The organism is Streptomyces sp. MP131-18, from assembly GCF_001984575.1.
Taxonomy (GTDB): domain Bacteria; phylum Actinomycetota; class Actinomycetes; order Streptomycetales; family Streptomycetaceae; genus Streptomyces; species Streptomyces johnsoniae.
Window position 1 is genome coordinate 1,814,255 of the sequence record NZ_LZNS01000001.1, and the last position, 18,082, is coordinate 1,832,336.

11 protein-coding genes are annotated in these 18,082 nt (G+C 71.2%); 8 read left to right on the forward strand and 3 right to left on the reverse strand.

The genetic code is table 11. The features are described 5' to 3' along the window. Window positions 1–32 precede the first annotated feature (32 nt). Together STBA_RS07835 and gabT are read left to right on the forward strand one after the other, a co-directional pair. A complete protein-coding gene (locus STBA_RS07835) occupies window positions 33–689 on the forward strand; it encodes an ABATE domain-containing protein (protein ID WP_077058555.1) in 657 nt (218 codons plus the stop codon). Window positions 690–820: 131 nt separating this feature from the next. After that, complete coding sequence (gene gabT / locus STBA_RS07840; protein ID WP_171987667.1) at window positions 821–2,179, forward strand: 4-aminobutyrate--2-oxoglutarate transaminase; 1,359 nt, start codon at window positions 821–823, stop codon at window positions 2,177–2,179. Between the two features lie 243 nt (window positions 2,180–2,422). Here gabT and STBA_RS07845 read toward each other — a convergent pair whose 3' ends face one another. Next, a complete protein-coding gene (locus tag STBA_RS07845) occupies window positions 2,423–3,451 on the reverse strand; it encodes a hypothetical protein (protein ID WP_143659450.1) in 1,029 nt (342 codons plus the stop codon). Between the two features lie 873 nt (window positions 3,452–4,324). Between STBA_RS07845 and STBA_RS07850 the strand changes: the two genes are divergently transcribed. Further along, entirely contained in the window at window positions 4,325–4,963 is a 639-nt protein-coding gene (locus STBA_RS07850) for a TetR family transcriptional regulator (protein WP_079251787.1), read from the forward strand. A 1,057-nt stretch (window positions 4,964–6,020) separates the two neighbouring features. Here STBA_RS07850 and STBA_RS07860 read toward each other — a convergent pair. Continuing rightward, window positions 6,021–6,632, reverse strand: coding sequence for a TetR/AcrR family transcriptional regulator (locus STBA_RS07860; protein WP_077058556.1), 612 nt, complete (start codon window positions 6,630–6,632; stop codon window positions 6,021–6,023). Window positions 6,633–6,759: 127 nt separating this feature from the next. Here STBA_RS07860 and STBA_RS07865 point away from each other — a divergent pair, with 127 nt between their 5' ends. After that, a complete protein-coding gene (locus STBA_RS07865; protein ID WP_077058557.1) occupies window positions 6,760–7,551 on the forward strand; it encodes an SDR family oxidoreductase in 792 nt (263 codons plus the stop codon). 71 nt (window positions 7,552–7,622) lie between these two features. Here the strand turns inward: STBA_RS07865 and STBA_RS07870 are convergent, their stop codons facing one another. Next, window positions 7,623–9,284 carry an FAD-dependent monooxygenase gene (locus STBA_RS07870; RefSeq protein WP_171987668.1) on the reverse strand — a complete coding sequence of 554 codons (1,662 nt, stop codon included), beginning with the start codon at window positions 9,282–9,284 and terminating at the stop codon, window positions 7,623–7,625. 288 nt (window positions 9,285–9,572) lie between these two features. Here STBA_RS07870 and STBA_RS07875 point away from each other — a divergent pair, with 288 nt between their 5' ends. From STBA_RS07875 to STBA_RS07890, 4 genes are all read left to right on the forward strand, one after another. Then, window positions 9,573–11,048 (forward strand): amino acid adenylation domain-containing protein, encoded by a 1,476-nt coding sequence (locus STBA_RS07875; RefSeq protein WP_077058559.1) that lies wholly within the window; start codon window positions 9,573–9,575, stop codon window positions 11,046–11,048. Beyond that, the gene (locus tag STBA_RS07880) at window positions 11,048–11,683 is read left to right on the forward strand and encodes a flavin reductase family protein (protein ID WP_079251788.1); all 636 of its coding nucleotides are present in this window, start codon (window positions 11,048–11,050) and stop codon (window positions 11,681–11,683) included. The genes STBA_RS07875 and STBA_RS07880 overlap by 1 nt, the downstream gene beginning before the upstream one ends. 282 nt (window positions 11,684–11,965) lie before the next feature. After that, window positions 11,966–16,327, forward strand: a complete 4,362-nt coding sequence (locus STBA_RS07885; protein ID WP_077058560.1) for a type I polyketide synthase — start codon at window positions 11,966–11,968, stop codon at window positions 16,325–16,327. A 44-nt stretch (window positions 16,328–16,371) separates the two neighbouring features. After that, window positions 16,372–18,072 carry a tryptophan 7-halogenase gene (locus tag STBA_RS07890; protein ID WP_253194578.1) on the forward strand — a complete coding sequence of 567 codons (1,701 nt, stop codon included), beginning with the start codon at window positions 16,372–16,374 and terminating at the stop codon, window positions 18,070–18,072. The last annotated feature ends 10 nt before the right edge of the window (window positions 18,073–18,082 follow it).

Consider the following 18,082-nt stretch of genomic DNA (forward strand, 5'->3'; position numbering starts at 1 on the left):
TAATGGTTGCGTCGGAGGCTAACATTAGCCTCATGTCCGTAACCACGCCGGGACCCGACGGGCCGGGCAGCCGGCTCTCCCTCGCACTCGCCGTCACCATCAGGCACGACGGGCACGGCGGTGTCGCCGACGACCTGCTCACTCCCGAGGGCCTGACCGCCTGGGTCCGCGCACAGGCCGCGCCGCCGCACGACGCCCCGGACGCCGCCGCGTTCACCGCCGATGCGTTCACCGCCGACGCCCGCGCCCTCGACGCGGTCCGCGACCTGCGGGCCGCCGTCCGCACGCTGTTCGCGCGGACCGTGCGGCCCGGCCCGCCGAGCCGGGCGGACGCCCACCGGCTGCTGCCCGAGCCGGTGGCCGTGGCCCGCCTCAACGCGGCGGCGGCCCTCGCCCCGGCCGCACCGGCGCTGCACTGGCCGCCGGAGGCCGGGGCCCCGGTGCTGCGCAGCGCGGTTCCCGCGGACCTCGATCCGGCGGACCGCCTCGTGGCGGCCCTGGCCCGGGAGGCCATCGCCTTCCTCACCGGACCTGAACGCGCCCTGCTGCGCGCCTGCCAGGGGCCGCGCTGCGTGCGGTACTTCATCAAGGACCACCCACGCCAGGAGTGGTGCAAGCCGTCCTGCGGCAACCGGGCGCGCGTCGCCCGGCACCACCGCCGCCACCGGACGGAGCCCGCCGCGGAGTGAGCACGGGCACGACAGTGTGGCCAACACTGACGGCCGACCACTCCGCCGCGGCGCATGCCCGCCTGCCGCCACCGGCCCTAGCCTGCGGGGGAGTGACGCAATCCAGCCCCTTCGCGACGAGGAGTGCACTCATGAGCGCCTTGACCGAACTGTCCGGCGGCCCCTCCCTCCCCCAGCGGCGCCGGCTCGTCACCGACGTTCCCGGGCCCAAGTCCCAGGAGCTGATGGCGCGCAAGCAGGCGGCGGTGGCCGCGGGCGTCGGCACCGTGATGCCCGTCTTCGCGGCCAGGGCCGGGGGCGGGATCGTCGAGGACGTCGACGGCAACAGCTTCATCGACTTCGGCTCCGGCATCGCCGTGACCGGCGTCGGCAACAGCGCCGAGGCCGTCGTCCGGCGGGCCTCCGCGCAGCTGGCCAGCTTCACGCACACCTGCGCGATGGTCACCCCGTACGAGGGGTACATCGAGGTCTGCGAGGAGCTGGCGCGCCTCACGCCCGGCGACCACGCGAAGAAGTCGCTGTTGCTCAACTCGGGGGCCGAGGCGGTCGAGAACGCCGTCAAGATCGCGCGCTACCACACCAAGCGGCAGGCGGTCGTCGCGTTCGACCACGGCTACCACGGCCGCACCAACCTCACCATGGCGCTGACCGCCAAGAGCATGCCGTACAAGCACGGCTTCGGACCGTTCGCACCCGAGATCTACCGCGTGCCGCTGGCCTACCCCTACCGCTGGCCCACCGGCCAGGAGAACTGCGCGGAGGAGGCCGCCGCGCAGGTCATCGAGCAGATCAGCAAGCAGGTCGGGGCGGAGAACACCGCCGCCATCCTGATCGAGCCGATCCTCGGCGAAGGCGGCTTCATCGTCCCGGCCCGCGGCTTCCTGCCGCGGATCGCGGAGTTCGCCGCCGAGCACGGCATCGTGCTGATCGCCGACGAGATCCAGTCCGGTTTCTGCCGCACCGGTCAGTGGTTCGCGTGCGAGGACGAGGGGATCGTGCCCGACCTGATCACCACCGCCAAGGGCATCGCCGGCGGCCTGCCGCTCGCCGCCGTGACCGGGCGCAGCGAGATCATGGACGCCGCCCACACGGGCGGGCTCGGCGGCACCTACGGCGGCAACCCGGTGGCCTGCGCGGCGGCGCTCGGCGCCATCGAGACGATGCGCGCGCTCGATCTCCCGGCCAGGGCCCGCCGCATCGAGGAGGTCATGAAGCCGCGGCTCCTGGCGATGGCGGACAAGCACCCCGTCATCGGCGACATCCGCGGCCGGGGCGCGATGCTCGCACTCGAACTGGTGGTGCCGGGCACCAAGGACCCCGACCCGGCGGCGACCGCGGCCGTGGCCGCCGCCTGCCACCGCGAGGGCCTGATCGTGCTCACCACCGGCACGTACGGCAACGTGCTGCGATTCCTGCCGCCGCTGGTGATCGGCGAGGACCTGCTGAACGAGGGCCTCGACATCCTGGAGGGGGCCTGGACCCGCCTGTGAGCGTACGTGGCACCCCGGCGGTAGGTGACCTACCGCCGGGGTCGGCTGCCGGTGAGCGTTTTCAGGGGCTGCCGGGGAGTCCTCGTGCGTGGCAGGGGCCGGTGCGCCCCGGGGCGGCACGACCAGTACGCCGTACGGCTTCCGGACAGGTCCGGGGAGCGGCCGCACGCACGAGAGCACGCGAGGGACCCGGACCGGGGGGTACCCGGCTCCCTCGCGTGCCGTCTGGATGACCGCGTCCGGTCAGGCGGTCCGCGTCTCCTGACGCGCCTGACGCGCCTCGGAATCCTGGTCCGTCTGGCCGCCCTGGCGTGCCGACGACCTCCGGAACCACCCCGCACAGAGCGTCAGCAGGATGCCGAAGGCGACCCAGCACGCCAGTATCAGCACCTGCTCCCCGCCACCGTTCCCGTCGAAGAACGCCGAGGACCGCAGCAACTGGCCGCCGGCGCCCGCGGGGAGCAGTTGCGCGATCTCACCCCATGGCTGCGGCAGCATCTCCGGTCCCGAGCCCACGCCGTTGAACGGGTTGCCGTACAAGAAGACCACCAGCGCTCCCAGTCCGACGCCCACGGTGCGGCCGACCGCCCCGGCGCCGACGAGGGTCAGACTGACGGCGCTCATCATGAGGATGAGACCGCCCGCGTTGGACGCGTACGATCCTTCGATGACCCCGATCCACCCCTGAAGCACGGCGGCGCAGGCGAATCCGCCCACCACGGAGAAGGTCAGCGCACCCGCGAGCCGCCAGCGCAGGTAGGGCACCAGCTGGCTGAGAAGAATGCCCACAATCATGGGCAGCAGGACCATCGGCAGCATCGACATCGTCAGCGCCGCCCCCTGCTGGTCGTCGCTCGGAGCCGGAACCACGTCCTCGACCGCCACCTGACCGCCGGCGGCCTGGGTGGCGACCGCCTCCAGCAGGGTGGCGATCGGCCTGTTCGCGGCGGTCGCCACCAGCAGCCGGGGCTGTTCCGCACCGAGCACCAGCGCCCCGTAGTCGTCGCGTTCCTCGATGCGCTCCCGCGCCGCCTCTTCGTCCGCGACGCGATGGATGGTGAACGCTCCGGGCAGCCGCTCCTCCATCGTCGCGGCCATCTGCTCCACCGCGGGCGGGGGTCCGGCCAAGGCAATAGGCACGTCGCGCGGCTCCGTCCGCGCGTTCGGCCAGGCGAACAGCACGAGCATCACGGCCTGCGCCATCAACAGCCCGGCCACGAGAACAGTGGCCGTTCTGGCTGCGGCTCGGCTCTGGCGCTCCTGTGCGGACACGTCTCCTCCTTCTCAAGGAGTCGGGCCATCCGGCCCTGAATATTTCCCTAGGTGTGGAATTTTTCTGAGCATGACGCAGTCGGGCCCGCTTTGCAAGTGAACGCTCTGTCAACGCCACGAGTCTTGAAGGGACTTCGCCGACGACGTGAGGTCGCCCGGCGTCGGGCTCACGAGCGCGATGGTGAGGCGCCGCCAGGGCTCGGCGAGGCTCACGGCCTTGGGGGCGGCATGCAGGCCGGCTCCGCGCCGGTCAGGTCGCCAGGGCCCCATCGGGCGGGTCGCCTGAACCCGCGCCCGCAGGGCACCGCCCCCTCCCATCGGCCGCACCACCTCTGAGGTAAGCGGCCGCCGGGCCGGTGCGGCCCCGGCTGCCGGTCTCCGGGCCGGAGCAGGCGATCAGGGTCGGACAACGCCGCCTGAGCGGCGTTGCCGACCGCCCACACAACGGCGTACCACCCGGTGACCGGCAGGAGTTGCACGCGGCGTCGTACTCCAACAGACCGGCGAGTCGTCTGAGCTGCCCAGGGGCGAGCCGTGTCGGCCGTTCCTGACTGAACAGGGTTCCGTCACTGCTCATGCCCGCCTCCGTTGGCACCGTCGGCTCCGGGGTCCTGCACGACCAGCACAGCCACATCCCGGTGCTGGACAAGCGCGCCACGACGCCCCGGTGCGACTGGTCGGCACGTACGCCGGTCGGGCGCATCAACTCGGCGACCGGACCAGTTCGGCGACGAGCCGTCGGCTGCCCCCGGTGGTAGGCTCCGTGACTGCCATGCGTGAACCGATGTCGTCGGCCTGCCCCTCTCCCCGTCCGCCCGGGTGGGCGGCATCCGGCCTGGGAGTGATGGCTACCCCGGTGTGGGAGAGTTTCTCGTGACCGTCGAGAGGGCTCCGGTGAGCGGCAGCGGCAAGCGCCCCGGCCGCAGGCCCGGCAAGACCGTGAGCCGCCAGGTGATACTCAGCGTGGCCATGAAACGGTTCGCGGAAGTCGGGTACGAGGGCGTCTCGCTCCGCTCCATCGCCCGGGAGGCTCAGGTCGATCCCGCGCTGGTGCGTCACTTCTTCGCCAGCAAGGAGGGCCTCTTCGAGGCCGTGATGCGGGACGCCTTCCACCCGGAGGACTTCGCCGTGGTGGTGGAGGGCGGCGAGGAGCGTATGGGGGAACGGTTGGTGGCCGGCTTCCTCGAGATGTGGGAGACCCAGCCCAGCCGGGACAAGCTGCTGAGCGTGCTGCGGTCGGCCGTGACCCGGGACGCCGCCGCGAACATGGTCCGGTCGTTCATCGTCGGCGAGGTGCTGGCCCCCATCACGCGGGCGATCGGCCGGCCGCACCCGCAGGCACGCGCCGCGCTGGTGGGCACCCAGCTCGTCGGCGTCGCGCTGGCCAGGTACGTGGTGAAGACGCAGCCGCTGCCCACGATGCGCCTGGACGCGGTGGTCCAGGTCATTGCCCCCAGCATCCAGCGGTTTCTCACGGGCGATCTCCCGGACGTCTTCGACGAGACCGCGTGAGATGGCGGGGCCGCCCCGCCTGATCGTGGGCGCGGGCAGCCTCGAGCCGTCACCGCTGCTGCGGCGGAGCGGCAACATCCTCCCGGTGTAGGACCAGGAGAAGCCCCGCAGCCTCGGTCCCCGGGCGACATCTGACACCCCCTCGACGAGCGGGACGCGCCGCTCGGCACCGATTTCAACGACCGTGTCATCGGGCTCTCCCCCGACGTCTTCCGCGCCATACCGCGCCGCATCGCTGTGGCCGGCGGGGACGCGAGTCCGCCGCCGTCAGGGGGCGCTGCTCGGCGGATGGGGCGACATCCTCACCGACCTGGGCGTCGCGGGCCGCCTCGCCGACCGCCGCGACCGCGGAGACAGACGAATCGACATGTCTATGCCAGGAGACCGTCATGACCGCACTGCCCCTTCCGGCTCGACGACCGCGTCGCCCGCGTACCGGGGCCGGAAGCGGGATCGGCCGGCGGCTGGCGATCGGCCTGGCCGGGACGGGGCCGACGCCGGATGCCTCGAACTGCCGCGCTGCGACCTTCCCGGCACGGTCGCGGCCGTGGAGAAGAAGGGACGGCGCGCCGTCGCCCCGCCCGCCGGATCTGGCGGACGCCGTGGCCGGGGCCGAGCGAACGCTCGGGCCGCTCCGGCCAGGGTCGACGCCGCCCCGGCCGGGGAGGTGTCCCCCGAGCAGTGGAGCGGGGGCGTCGACGTCGACTTCACCGGCGTCTTCCTCTCCTGCCAGGCCGGGCCCGCGACCTGCTGCGCAACGGCGGCGGCGCCATCGTCAACATCTCCTCGATGTCCGGCGTCATCGCCAAGCGGAGACTGCCCCAGGCGCACCACAAGGCGTCCGAGGCCGCCGTGATGCACCTGACGAGGAGCCTGGCCGCGGAGTGGTGCGACCGCCGGGACCGGCTGCACCGCCACGCCGATGAACCTGCGGCCCGAGGCGGACACGCCGTTGGGGCGCATGGTGACCGTGGATGGGATGGCTGGCCCCGCGGTCTTCCCGCTCAGCGAGGCCGCGTCGTCCGTCACCGCGCCAACCTGCTCACCGACGGGGGTTTCACCTGCTGGCGGGTGAGCCTTCGGCGCCCTGGGGGGGCGCGGTCGCGACGGTGATGGCCTCGCGCGCGAAGGCGACGGCGGCGGTCAGAGAACCATCCCCGCCGAGGATGCCGGCATTGGTGTTGATGCCGTCGATGATCAGGGAGATGCGGCGCGCCAGTGCGTCCGGGTCGCGCGCCGCCGTGCGACGGGCGATGTCTCGCAGGGTCGCCAGCCGGGCGGCGTAATGGTCGACGACGTAGCGGTGGAGCGGGTGGTCGAGATCGGGGAACTCGGCGTGGACGTTGCTCAGCGCGCAGCCCCGAAAGCCGTTGCCGCCGGCCCGCGCGGCGACGCGCTCGACGATGACGGCCAGCTGCCGGGCGGGGTCCTGCGGCGCGGCCTCGGTGGCCTCCTCAAGGACGATCTGCCAGTCGCGGGCGAAGCGTTCGAGGTAGGCGGCGACCAGCGCGTCCTTGCTCCCGAACTCGCGGTAGAGCACGTTCTTTCCGCAGCCGCAGGCATCGATGATCTGCTGCAGTCCGACGGCGCGCACGCCGTGCGCGAAGAAGAGGCGCGAGGCGGCTGCCAGGATCCGCTCCCGCGCGCCCGGGTCGGGTTTTCTGGCCATGTCATCATCCCCTTCCTCAAGGTCCACAGTAGCGGAAATCTAGTGGCGGACCGACTGGTCCGGGACCGATCAGTCCGCTATGGTGAAGGCATTCTGACGGAACGGCAGAAGCGGAAGAGGCTCACTCATGGACCTGCACCTTCCCGGAAAGGCCGCCATCGTCACCGGCGGCAGCAAGGGCATCGGCCTGGCGACCGTTCGGCAGCTGCTCGACGAGGGGGTCAGCGTGGTGGCCGCCTCGCGGCGCAGCACCCCCGAGCTGGCGGAGACCAAGGCCGTGCACATCCCCGTGGACCTGACCACGGACAAGGGCGCCAGGGAGCTCGTCGAACGCGCCACGGAGGTACTCGGAGGCATCGACATCCTGGTCAACAACGTCGGCGTCGGCGACGGCGGGGACTTGGTACAGGGGGCCCTTCAGAACCTGCTCCAGCTGCCGGACGACGCCTGGCGGCACACGTTCGATCTGCACTTCTACAGCGCTCTGCGGGTCAGCCGGGCCGTCCTGCCCAGTCTCATCGAGCGGCGAGGCACCATCGTCAACGTCTCCTCCACCGCCGCCCGGCAGTCGACCGGGGGGCCCATCGACTACCAAATCGCCAAGGCGGCGCTCACCTCGCTCACCAAGGTCATCGCCGAGCAGTTCGGCGGAGACGGGGTGCGAGCGCTCACCGTCTCGCCCGGACCGGTCAGCACCGGCGTGTGGAACGATCCGGACGGGCTCATCGGGCGGCTGGCGGCGGCGCGGGGTGTGCCCCACAAGACGTTGCAGGGGCGACTGACGGAGATGTTCGCCCCCAGCACGGGGCGGATCACCACGCCGGACGAGGTGGCGCGGCTCATCGTATTCCTGGCCTCACCGAACAACATCACCGGCACCGACTACCTGATCGACGGCGGGATCGTGAAGGCGCTGTAGGGGCGTCAGGGCCCTCATGCCTCCGGTGGGTACGCACCAGAACGGGGAGCGTACCCGCCGGCCCCCGGCCCTTACGCCCGCCGCGCCCGGGCAATCTCCCCGCGGATGGTCTCGATGGCGGTGAGGGCGAGCGCTCCGACGTCGGCGGGCGCCTCGCCGCGCGCCCAGTCCTCCAGCCGCTGGATGTCGGCGGGCGAGAGCTGCGGGAAGCGCTCGGTCGGTTCCAGTACGAAGAAGCCCGGGATGAATTCCGCCTCCTTCAGCCACCGGAACACGGTTTCGGCGGCGGCGTGCGGGTCCCTGTCGCCGGAGGCGACGGCCTGATACTCCGTCAGGGCCGAGGTGAGCAGCTCGTTGTAGCCTTTGTGGCCCGGGAAGACCGAGCCGAAGTACTCGATGTTCTCCAGCTGCCTGAGCGCGTCGTCGCTGCCGGTCTCGACAAGGACGTTGGTGGCGTTCTGTACGACGAACTGACCGAAGCGCAGGCCGGTCTCCATCACCGCGAGCGCGCCCCTCCACATCACGTGCTCCCGGGTAGACGCCATGATCAGGGACGCCAACCGATCGTCCTGGTCCAGCAATTGGCGCCCCATTCGCTCCACGGGCTCGAACCTGTCGCGGGAGTATTCGCCGTCCCGCGCGGCGGCCACCAGCCGCCAGGCGACCGCGTTGACGAGTTCCAGGCTGGTGACCAGGGACCTGTTGAGGAAGGGGTCGACGAAGCCCGCGGCCTCGCCGATGACGCACCAGCGGTCTCCGACGGTGGTGGTGCACGAGTACTGCTGGCGAGCGGCGGTCACCGACTCCGCGACCCGCTCGGCCGACTCGAACATCGGCGACATGCTGGGGTAGCGGTCAAGGAGCGCGCGGAACTCCGCCGTGGGCGACGCGCCCGGCGGGAAGCGGTCGGCGTCCAGGTTCAGCCACACCGCGGTGATGTCGTTGGTGGACTCGGGGCGGTTGCCGAAGGCGTAGACGCCGAGGTACCCGCCGTCGAACAGGTGGTGCGTGCTGCCCTCGTGCCAGGGGTTCGGCGCCTGGAACTCCGGGCCCGGGTAGACCTCGTTGATGGTCCGCACGCCTGACAGATGCATGTAGAGGGACCGGGTGCGGAGCCGGAGCCTGGTTGGCTCCTCGCGCAGCCCGTACGCGGCGACGAACGCCGAGTCCCCGTCGCCGGCGTCCACCAGGTACCGCCCGGTGAGGGTGTCGCCGGAGGCCATGGTCACCCGCACGCCGTCGGCCGTGACCTCGACTCCGGTGACGGCCGAGTCGCCGGCTTCCGTGGCGCCGTGGGCGATGGCCGTGTCCCTCAGGTAGGCGTCCACGTGGGGCCGGTAGAGCATGGGCTCGGGCGGGACGCTCCTGGGAGGGCTCACCTGCAGCGTCTCGGCCGGGTTCAGGGCGCTGCCGGGCCGGTGGTAAAGGAAGCTGTGGCACCGCTCCTGTCCTCCGGTGGGGCCCGTGGCCTCGCTGAGTTCACGGAGCGAGGTGAGCGACGCCAGTTCGGGGACGCCGTAGCGGGTGGCCATCATCCGCAGCAACAGCGAGGCCTGGCGCCCCAACATCTCGCCCTTGGGCAGACGGGTCCGGCTGTGGTCGTCGGCCATGACGACGCCGATGCCCTGCCGCGCCAGAATGGCCGCCAGCGTCGCGGCGGCCAGGCCGCTGCCGAGCACGATCACGTCATGGGCGGGTCCGTCGACGGGACCGCGGCTCGATGGGGTACTCATGGGCGTCTCCTCGCTGTGCCCGGAAGTCCAGCTGATCATCGATGATCAGCCGGAGCGTGGCAGCGCGCCCTGGAAGATGCCTGGAGGCCCGGTCGTTCCGGGGCGTTCAGCCGTACCGCGACCGTCACTCAAGTTCCCTTCAGCAGGCTGTCGTCCATCATCGGGTTCCCCGGAAGAAGCGGCTCTGCCGCCGCTCGCTCTCACCATCGGGCCGGGAGTTCGGCCCCCGGCGCCACTCCCCGGTACCTCCGACATCGAGCGGGAACTCATCGCGAGGGAGCTTGGACTGTGAGACTTCACGACCTGCTCATCAACTCGGCACGGCGGTCGCCATCGGCGCTCGCGGTCCATGGACCCGACCGGTCCGCCACCTACGACGAACTCGACCGGCTGGCCGACCGCTACGCCGCCGCGCTGGCCCACGAGGGGGTGCGGCCCGGCGACCGGGTGGTGATATGGAGCCACAAAGGACTCGACGCCATCGCGCTGATGCAGGCGTCGCTGCGAGTGGGGGCCGTCTACGTGCCGGTCACCGGGTCCAACCCGCCGGCCCGGCTGCGGCTGATCGTCGCCAGCGCCACCCCGGCCCTGGTGGTGGGCGAGGAGAATACGCTGCGCCGCGGCGCCGAGGCGGGCGCCGAGGACTGGCCGACGCCGCTGCTCGGCTTCGGCGACCTGCGCGCGCGGGCGCCGGAGGGCGCACGGCCGGCGCCGTACCGGAACGCGCCGGACGATCCGGCTTACATTCTGTACACCTCGGGCTCCACCGGCACCCCCAAAGGTGTCTGCATCAGCCACCGCAACGCCCTGGCCTTCGTCGAGTGGGCGTCGGGCGAGCTCGCCATCGGCCCGGGCGATCGGCTGTCCAACCACGCCCCCTTCAACTTCGACCTCTCCGTCTTCGACCTCTACGCCGCCTTCCTGGCCGGTGCGTCGGTGCACCTGGTCCCCCACGAACTGGCCTACGCGCCGACGCAGCTGGTGGACTTCCTCACCGCCCGGAAGATCAGCGTCTGGTACTCGGTGCCCTCCGCGCTGAGTCTCATGATCCGCGAGGGCGGGCTGCTCGACGGCCCGCCGCCCGAGGCTCTGCGAGCCTGCCTCTTCGCCGGCGAGCCTTTCGCGCCGCACCACGTGCGGGCGCTGCGCCGCGAGTGGCCCTCGGTGCGGCTGATGAACTGGTACGGCCCCACCGAGACGAACGTCTGCACCTCCTACGAGGTCACCGACGACGTACTCAAGGAGGAGGGGCCGCTGCCCATCGGGCGGGCCTGCTCCGGCGACACGGTGCGGCTGGACCCCGACGCCGGGGACGAGGGCGAGATCGTGGTGGAGGGGCCGACGGTGATGCTCGGCTACTGGGGCCGTGAGCCGCAGCGCGGGCCGTACCGGACCGGGGACCTCGCCCGCCGCGACGCGTCGGGGAACCTGCACTACATCGGCCGCCGCGACCACATGGTGAAGGTCCGCGGGCACCGCATCGAGCTGGGTGAGATCGAGGCGGCCATCGCCTCGCTCGACTCGGTCGCCGAGGTGGCCGTCGTGGTGGTGGGCTCGGGTCTGTCGGCGTACCTGCACGCCGTGGTGATGCCCGCCGAGGGGCGGTCGGTGTCTCTGCTCGGCGTCAAGCGGCACTGCGCGGAGCGGCTGCCGACCTACATGATCGTCGATCGGCTCTCGGTGAGGACCGTGCTGCCCAGAACGGACAACGGAAAGCTGGATCGGCGGCTGCTGGCCGCCCACGCAGAAGCGGGTGAACTGTGATGGCGGTACGCGCCGGCGGTGCGACGAAGTCGACCCCCAGGCCCAAGGCGGCCAAGCGGCAGACGGCACCGGGCGAGCAGACGCCGGGCCACCAGCAGAACGAGGAGGCGTTCTCGCCGCAGTCGGTCGACCGCGACACCTTCCGTGCCCTGATGGGCTCGGTCGCCAGCGGGGTCAGCGTGGTGACCACGCTCGATGGGCAGGGCGAGCCCTGGGGGTTCACCTGTTCCGCGCTGTGCAGCGTCTCGGCCGACCCCCCGCTGCTGCTGGCGGGGGTGAGCAACCGGAGCGGCACGCTGACGGCCGTACTGGAGGGCGGCAGGTTCGCGGTCAACGTCCTCGACTCGCAGAGCCGCGATGTCTCCGACCTGTTCGCCTCGGACACCAGGAAGAAGTTCACCCGGGTGTCCTGGGAGCCCGGGGAGGTCACTGGGATGCCGCTGCTGCGTCTGACGGTGGCACACGTCGAATGCGTGCTGGACAAGGTGGTCGACGTCGGAGATCACTCGCTGATGATCGGCCGGATCGTGGGCGGCGGGCGGGAATCCGGACGCCTGCCGCTGACCTACTGGCGCGGGGCATACGGCCGGCTGCTGCACCCGGCGGCCTGGAAGAACGGGAAGAGCGGCGGCTGAGGACCGCGATTCCCGACGTCCTTATGCTTGCCGCCGATTGTTGACCGCCGCCCATAGCGGTTTGACCGGCGTTCGAGGCCGGCTCCAGAGACCGGGCGGATCGTGTAGTCCGCGTCATTCGCACGAATGACCTTCCGTCGATTCCCATCCTCATCCTTGGCCGGTAAGCGGAGGAACAGTGAGTGATCGCGGCGCAGAATTCCTTTTCCCCGGCGGACGACGAACTGCTCGCCCTTCTCGATGACGAGGTCAGCGCTGACGCGCTGATCGACAGGAGGCCCGATGACCGCCCAGACAGCTGCGACCAGCGCCCCGGATTATCGGGCCAAGCTGGCGCAGGCCCTGGAGACCATCTCCAGGCTCCGCACCGAACTGGTCGAGCGCGACGGCGCCGCGCACCAGCCCATCGCCGTCGTCGGCATCGGCTGCCGCTTCCCCGGTGGCGCAGACACGCCGGAACGGATGTGGCGCATGATGCGCGACGGGGTCGACGCCATCGGCCCGTTCCCCGCCGACCGGTGGGAGGCGGACCCGTACTACGACCCTGAGCCGGACACCCCCGGCAAGGCGTACGTGCTGCACGGCGGTTACGTGGACGACGTCGATTCCTTCGACGCGCAGCTGTTCGGAATCCCGCTCGCCGAGGCGCTGGGCATGGACCCCCAGCAGCGCATCGCCCTGGAGGTGGCCTGGGAGGCGCTGGAGCGGGCCGGCATCGCGCCGGATTCGCTGGAGAAGAGCCGCACCGGCGTTTACCTGGGCGCCAGCACCAACGACTACGTGCGGCTGCGCCAGCACTTCGGCGACCCGGCGGCCATCGACGGCTACCAGATCATGGGCGAAACCGCGTTCATCGCCGGGCGGATCGCGCACACCCTGGGGCTGCGCGGGCCGGCGCAGGTGCTCGACACCGCCTGCTCCTCCTCGCTGGTGGCCGTGCACCAGGCCTGCCGGTCCCTGCGCAGCGGGGAGAACGACCTGGCGCTGGCCGGGGGCGTGAACGTGATCCTGTCGCCCTACGGGTACGTCCTGGTCAGCAAGGCCACCGCGGTCTCCCCCGACGGGCGCTGCAAGACCTTCGATGCCTCGGCCAACGGCTACGCCAGGGGCGAGGGATGCGGGATCGTGGTGCTGAAGCGGCTGTCGGACGCCCTCGCCGACGGCGACCGGGTGATCGGGGTGATCAGCGGCTCGGCCATCAACCACGACGGCCGGGCCAGCGGCATCTCGGTACCGAGCGGCCAGGCGCAGCAGGATGTCATCAAGGCCGCACTGCGGGACGCGGGCATGAACTCCTCGCAGATCGACTACGTGGAGGCGCACGGCACGGGGACCGCCCTCGGCGATCCCATCGAGCTCCGGGCCCTGGACGCCGCGCTCGCCAGGGACCGGCCCGAGGGGCGACCGGTGTACGTCGGCTCGGTGAAGACCAACATCGGGCACCTGGAGGCGGCAGCCGGCATCGCCGGGCTGATCAAGACGCTGCTCGCACTGGACCACGGCGAGATCCCCCCGAGCCTTCACTTCCACGAGCCCAACCCCAACGTCGACTGGCCCCGGCTCGGCCTGCGGGTCGTGACCGAGCCCGTGGCCTGGCCGGCCGAGGATGGCCCCAGGGCCGCAGGGCTCAGCTCCTTCGGAGCCAGCGGCACCAACGCGCACGTCATCCTCACCCAGGCCCCCGGCCGCGAGGCGCCGTCGGCGAGCAAGGAGCGGAAGGAGCGGACGCGGCCGGTGGAGCTGCTGACGCTGACGGCCAGGGACGAGCCGGCGCTGCGGGCGCTGGCCGACCGCTGGGCAGCGCATCTGGCGGCGCATCCGGACCTCGCCCTCGACGCCGTGGCGCGCACGGCGAATACCGGGCGCAGCCGCCAGCCCGCCAGAACCGCGGTGGTGGCGGGCAGCACGGAGGAGCTGGCCGAGCACCTCGGCGCGATCGCCGAGGGACGGGGCCCCGCGGTGAGCCGGGCGTTGCCCGCGCACCGGGCGAAGGTGGCCTTCCTCTTCAGCGGGCAGGGCACACAGTTCGCCGGCATGGGCCGGGAGCTGTACGCGGCCGAGCCGGTGTACCGGGGCGCCCTCGACCGGTGCGCCGAGCTGCTGGGGCCGGAGCTGGACCGACCGTTGCTCGACGTGCTGTTCGCGAACGCCGAGGGACAAGGGCCCTCGCCGCTCGACCAGACCGCGTACACCCAGCCGTCGCTGTTCGCCGTGGAGTACGCGCTCGCCGAGCTGTGGCGGTCCTGGGGCGTCACGCCGGCCGCGGTGCTCGGCCACAGCGTCGGCGAATACGTGGCCGCGGTGGTGGCGGGGGTGCTCGAACTGCCCGACGCGCTGCGGCTGGTCGCGCTGCGCGCGCGCCTGATGCAGAGCGTGCCGGACGCGGGCGCGATGGTGGCCGTGCCGCTGGACGAGGCGGCAGCCGGCAAGGCCATCGGCGACCGGGCCGCGCAGGTGTCGGTCGCCGCCGTCAACGGGCCGCGCGCCACGGTGCTGTCCGGGGCGGCGGAGGCCGTGGATGCCATCGTGGCCGAGCTGGCCGGCCAGGGGGTGAAAGCCAAGCGGCTGCGGGTCTCGCACGCCTTCCACTCCCCGCTGCTCGAGCCGGTGCTCGAGGAGTTCGAGCGGGCCGCCGCGCGGGTCGGGACCCGGCCGCCGCGTATCCCGCTGATCTCCAATGTCACCGGCGCCCGGGCGGACGCCGGCACGCTGTCCGAGCGCGGCTACTGGTCCCGGCACGCCGGAGGCACGGTCCGCTTCCACGAGGGGCTGCTCGCGCTCGGGGAGCTGGGGGTCGCCGCCTGTCTCGAGGTGGGTCCCGGCCGGACGCTGCTCGGACTTGGCGCCGAGGCGCTGCCCGACAGCGAGGTGACGTGGCTGGCCTCGCTGCGGCGCGGCGTTCCGGAGCCGGCGCAGGCGCTGGAGAGCCTCGGCCGGCTCCACGCGGTGGGCAAGCCGGTGGACTGGGCCGCCCTGCACGGGAAGCCGGCCGACCCGCCGGTGGTGCTGCCGACGTACGCGTTCCAGCGGCGGCGTTTCCTGTTCCCGGTGGCCGACGAGAACACCACCGCGTTCGCGGGCCGCGGAGCGGTCGCGGAGGGCACCGGTGAGAACGGGCGGGAAGCGGCGGAGCGTTCGGTGCTGGCGGACCTGGCGGCGGCCGGCCAGGGTGAGCGAACCGCCGTCCTGATCGAATATCTGCGGGACCTGCTGGCCGCGGCACTCGGCGTTCCCGCGGACGAGATCGCGCCGGATCGAAACCTGATGGACTTCCACGTCGACTCGCTCCTGGTGATGGGGATCGTCAAGTCCTGCAAGCGGGATCTGGACGTGATGGTCTACGCCAACCAGTTCTTCGACCACGTGACCCTCGCCGAGTGGGCAGCGCTGCTCGACCGGCTGCTGGCCGGCGAGGAGGCCGGGGCCCCGGCGGGCGCGGAGAGCGGGGCCGCGGACATGTCGCTGCCGTCGGTGATCGACCCGGACGTGGCGCTCGACGAGTCCATCCGCCCGGCCGGCCCGCACGGCCAGGGCTACCTCAACCCCCGGCACGTGCTCCTCACCGGCGCGACCGGGTTTGTGGGCGCGTACCTCCTCGACGACCTGCTGGCCCGCACCGAGGCCACCGTGCACTGCCTGGTGCGCTGCCGCGACGAGGCGGCGGGGCTCGCCCGGCTGCGGGAGAACGTCGAGCAATACCTGCCGTGGCGGGACGGGGCCGAGGCGCGGATCCGGGTGGTTCCCGGCGACCTGGCACAGCCCCTTCTCGGCCTGTCCACTGAGCTGTTCGACGAGCTGGCCCACCTGATGGACGCCATCTACCACAACGGCGCCTGGGTCAACTTCAACCAGCCCTACCACCAGTTGCGCGCGTCCAACGTGGTGGGGACCCAGGAGATCCTGCGACTGGCCTGCCAGGGGCCGCTCACCCCGGTCAACCACGTCTCCAGCTACGGCGTGTGGGGAATTCCGCCCGAAGGGCGACTCGTGGTCCGCGAGGACGACGACCTCTTCGAGGCCGGTGAGCTGCTGAACGGCTACGTGCAGAGCAAGTGGGCCGCGGAGCGGCTCGTGGCGTACGGCAGGGCGAGGGGCATCCCGATCGACGTCTACCGGCCCGGCAGGGTCCTCGGTGACTCGCGCACCGGCGCCGCCCTGACCACCCACTTCACCATCCGCATCATCAAGGGCTGCATTCAACTCGGGAAGGCACCCGATCTGGACATGAAGGTGGAGATGACGCCGGCCGACTACGTGAGCAGCGCCCTGGTGGCCTGCTCATTGCGGCCGCACGAGTTCGGCGTGAACTACCACCTGGTGAACAGCAACAAGCTGCCCTTCCTCGACCTGTGCGGCGCCATGAAATCCTACGGCTACGACTTCGACGTGGTGCCCATCGACGACTGGTGGCAGGCGCTCAAGGACAGCTACGCGGAGGAGGAGAATGTCCTGCACCCCCTGATGGACCTGCTGGACGCGTTCGTGGCCGGTGGCGGGGAAGAGGCGATCGATTACGACCCGAGCAACACGCACGCTGCCTTGGCGGGCACGGGCATAGCCTGCGATCCGCTCGACGAGCGACTGCTCGGCACCTATTTCGACTGGCTGGTGGCCGACGGCTACCTGCCGACACCGAGCCGGTGAATCCCCGTGGAGGGAATCCGATGCACAAGGAACACGCGTATGACGTGGCAATTCTGGGATCGGGACTGGCCGGCACCATCCTGGGAGCCTGTCTGGCCCGCAACGGCGTCCGGGTGCTGCTTCTGGACGCCGGAAAACACCCCAGGTTCGCGATCGGCGAGTCCACCATTCCGCACATGTCGATGATGCTGAAGCTGGTCGGCGAACGCTACCAGGTGCCCGAGGTCAAGTACCTGTCCAATTTCGAGCTCGCCCAGGAGAACGTCACGCGCAGGGGCGGCATCAAGCGGAACTTCGGATATCTCTACCATCGCGAGGGCCTTCGGCAGAATTCCCGAGAGACCCACCAGTTTCCCATCCCGAAGATACTCGCCGCGGAGAACCACTTCTTCCGGGAGGACACCGACTCCTTCATGCTGTCGGTGGCGAAGAAGTACGGCGTCACGGTCAGGGAGCAGACGAAGATCGTGGACGTGCACGTGGACGAGCAGGGCGTCGACGTGATCCCGGAGGCGGGTGATCCCTACCGCGCCAGGTATGTGGTGGACGCCAGCGGGTTCCGCTCGCCGCTGGCGCAGAAGTTCGACCTGCGCCAGCGGCCGACCCGCCTCAGGCACCACTCCCGGTCGCTGTTCACCCACATGGAGGGAGTGCTGCCGTACGAGGCCACGGTGCCCAAGCGGCGTCACGACACCCCGCCCACGCCCTGGAGCCAGGGCACCCTGCACCACGTCTTCCACGGCGGCTGGCTGTGGGCGATCCCGTTCGACAACCACCCAGGGGCCGCCAGCACGCTGTGCAGCGTCGGCCTGAACCTCGACCCCCGCCTGTACCCGGTGCCGGACTGCTCACCGGAGGAGGAGTTCCGGCAGTTCATCGCCAAGTATCCGGACATGGGCAATCAGTTCAGGAATGCCAGGCCGGTGCGCGACTGGGTGCGCACCGGACGGCTGCAGTACTCCTCGAAGCAGACCGTCGGCTACCGCTGGTGTCTCACCTCGCACGCCGCCGGCTTCGTCGACCCGCTCTACTCCCGCGGCCTGCTCAACAGCCTCGAGATCATCAACGCCCTCGGCTGGCGACTGCTCGACGCCATCCGCGACGACGACTTCGACGTCGAACGCTTCGCCTACGTGCAGCAGCTGGAGCAGGGCCTACTCGACTTCAACGACGACCTGGTCGCCAGCTCCTACACCTCGTGGGAGCACTTCGACCTGTGGGACGTCTGCTACCGGATGTGGGGCATCGCCCAGGGGATGAGCGTGTTCGAGTCCATCCGCTCGTACGCCGAGTACCGCGACACCCACGATCCGGCCGTCCTCACGCGCCTGGAGCGCCAGGCCCCCGAGGGCACCGTCTCCGAGTACCGGCCCGTCCACGACATGCTGCGCAGGGTGCACGAGTCGATGCGCGAGGTGCGAGCCGGAGGGGCGGACCCGGCCACGACCGCAGCGGAACTGATGGCCGACCTGCGCGAGGCCGACTTCGTACCGCCGGTCTTCGGCCTGAACGACCCCGAGCTGCGCTGGACCACCACCTCACCGCTGAAAATCATGCGCACCCTGTGGTGGGCGAAGCACGAGGCGCCGAAGGAGGTCGGCGACCTGACCTACGAGGGGCTCACCTTTTTCCTGCGGAAACGGCTCTCCCGGCGCGAGTACGACCTCATGGCCGAGCTGAAGCACACGGCGGCTGGCTGGCCGGTCATCGGCAGACCCCTGCGGTCGCTCCTGGCCAAGGGATGACACACCGGCC

Coding starts and splice junctions, on each gene's coding strand:
- STBA_RS07865 (WP_077058557.1), top strand. CDS start 6,760: ATGGACCTGCACCTTCCCGGAAAGGCCGCCATCGTCACCGGCGGCAGC.
- STBA_RS07835 (WP_077058555.1), top strand. CDS start 33: ATGTCCGTAACCACGCCGGGACCCGACGGGCCGGGCAGCCGGCTCTCC.
- STBA_RS07880 (WP_079251788.1), top strand. CDS start 11,048: ATGGCGGTACGCGCCGGCGGTGCGACGAAGTCGACCCCCAGGCCCAAG.
- STBA_RS07860 (WP_077058556.1), bottom strand. CDS start 6,632: ATGGCCAGAAAACCCGACCCGGGCGCGCGGGAGCGGATCCTGGCAGCC.
- STBA_RS07885 (WP_077058560.1), top strand. CDS start 11,966: ATGACCGCCCAGACAGCTGCGACCAGCGCCCCGGATTATCGGGCCAAG.
- gabT (WP_171987667.1), top strand. CDS start 821: ATGAGCGCCTTGACCGAACTGTCCGGCGGCCCCTCCCTCCCCCAGCGG.
- STBA_RS07870 (WP_171987668.1), bottom strand. CDS start 9,284: ATGAGTACCCCATCGAGCCGCGGTCCCGTCGACGGACCCGCCCATGAC.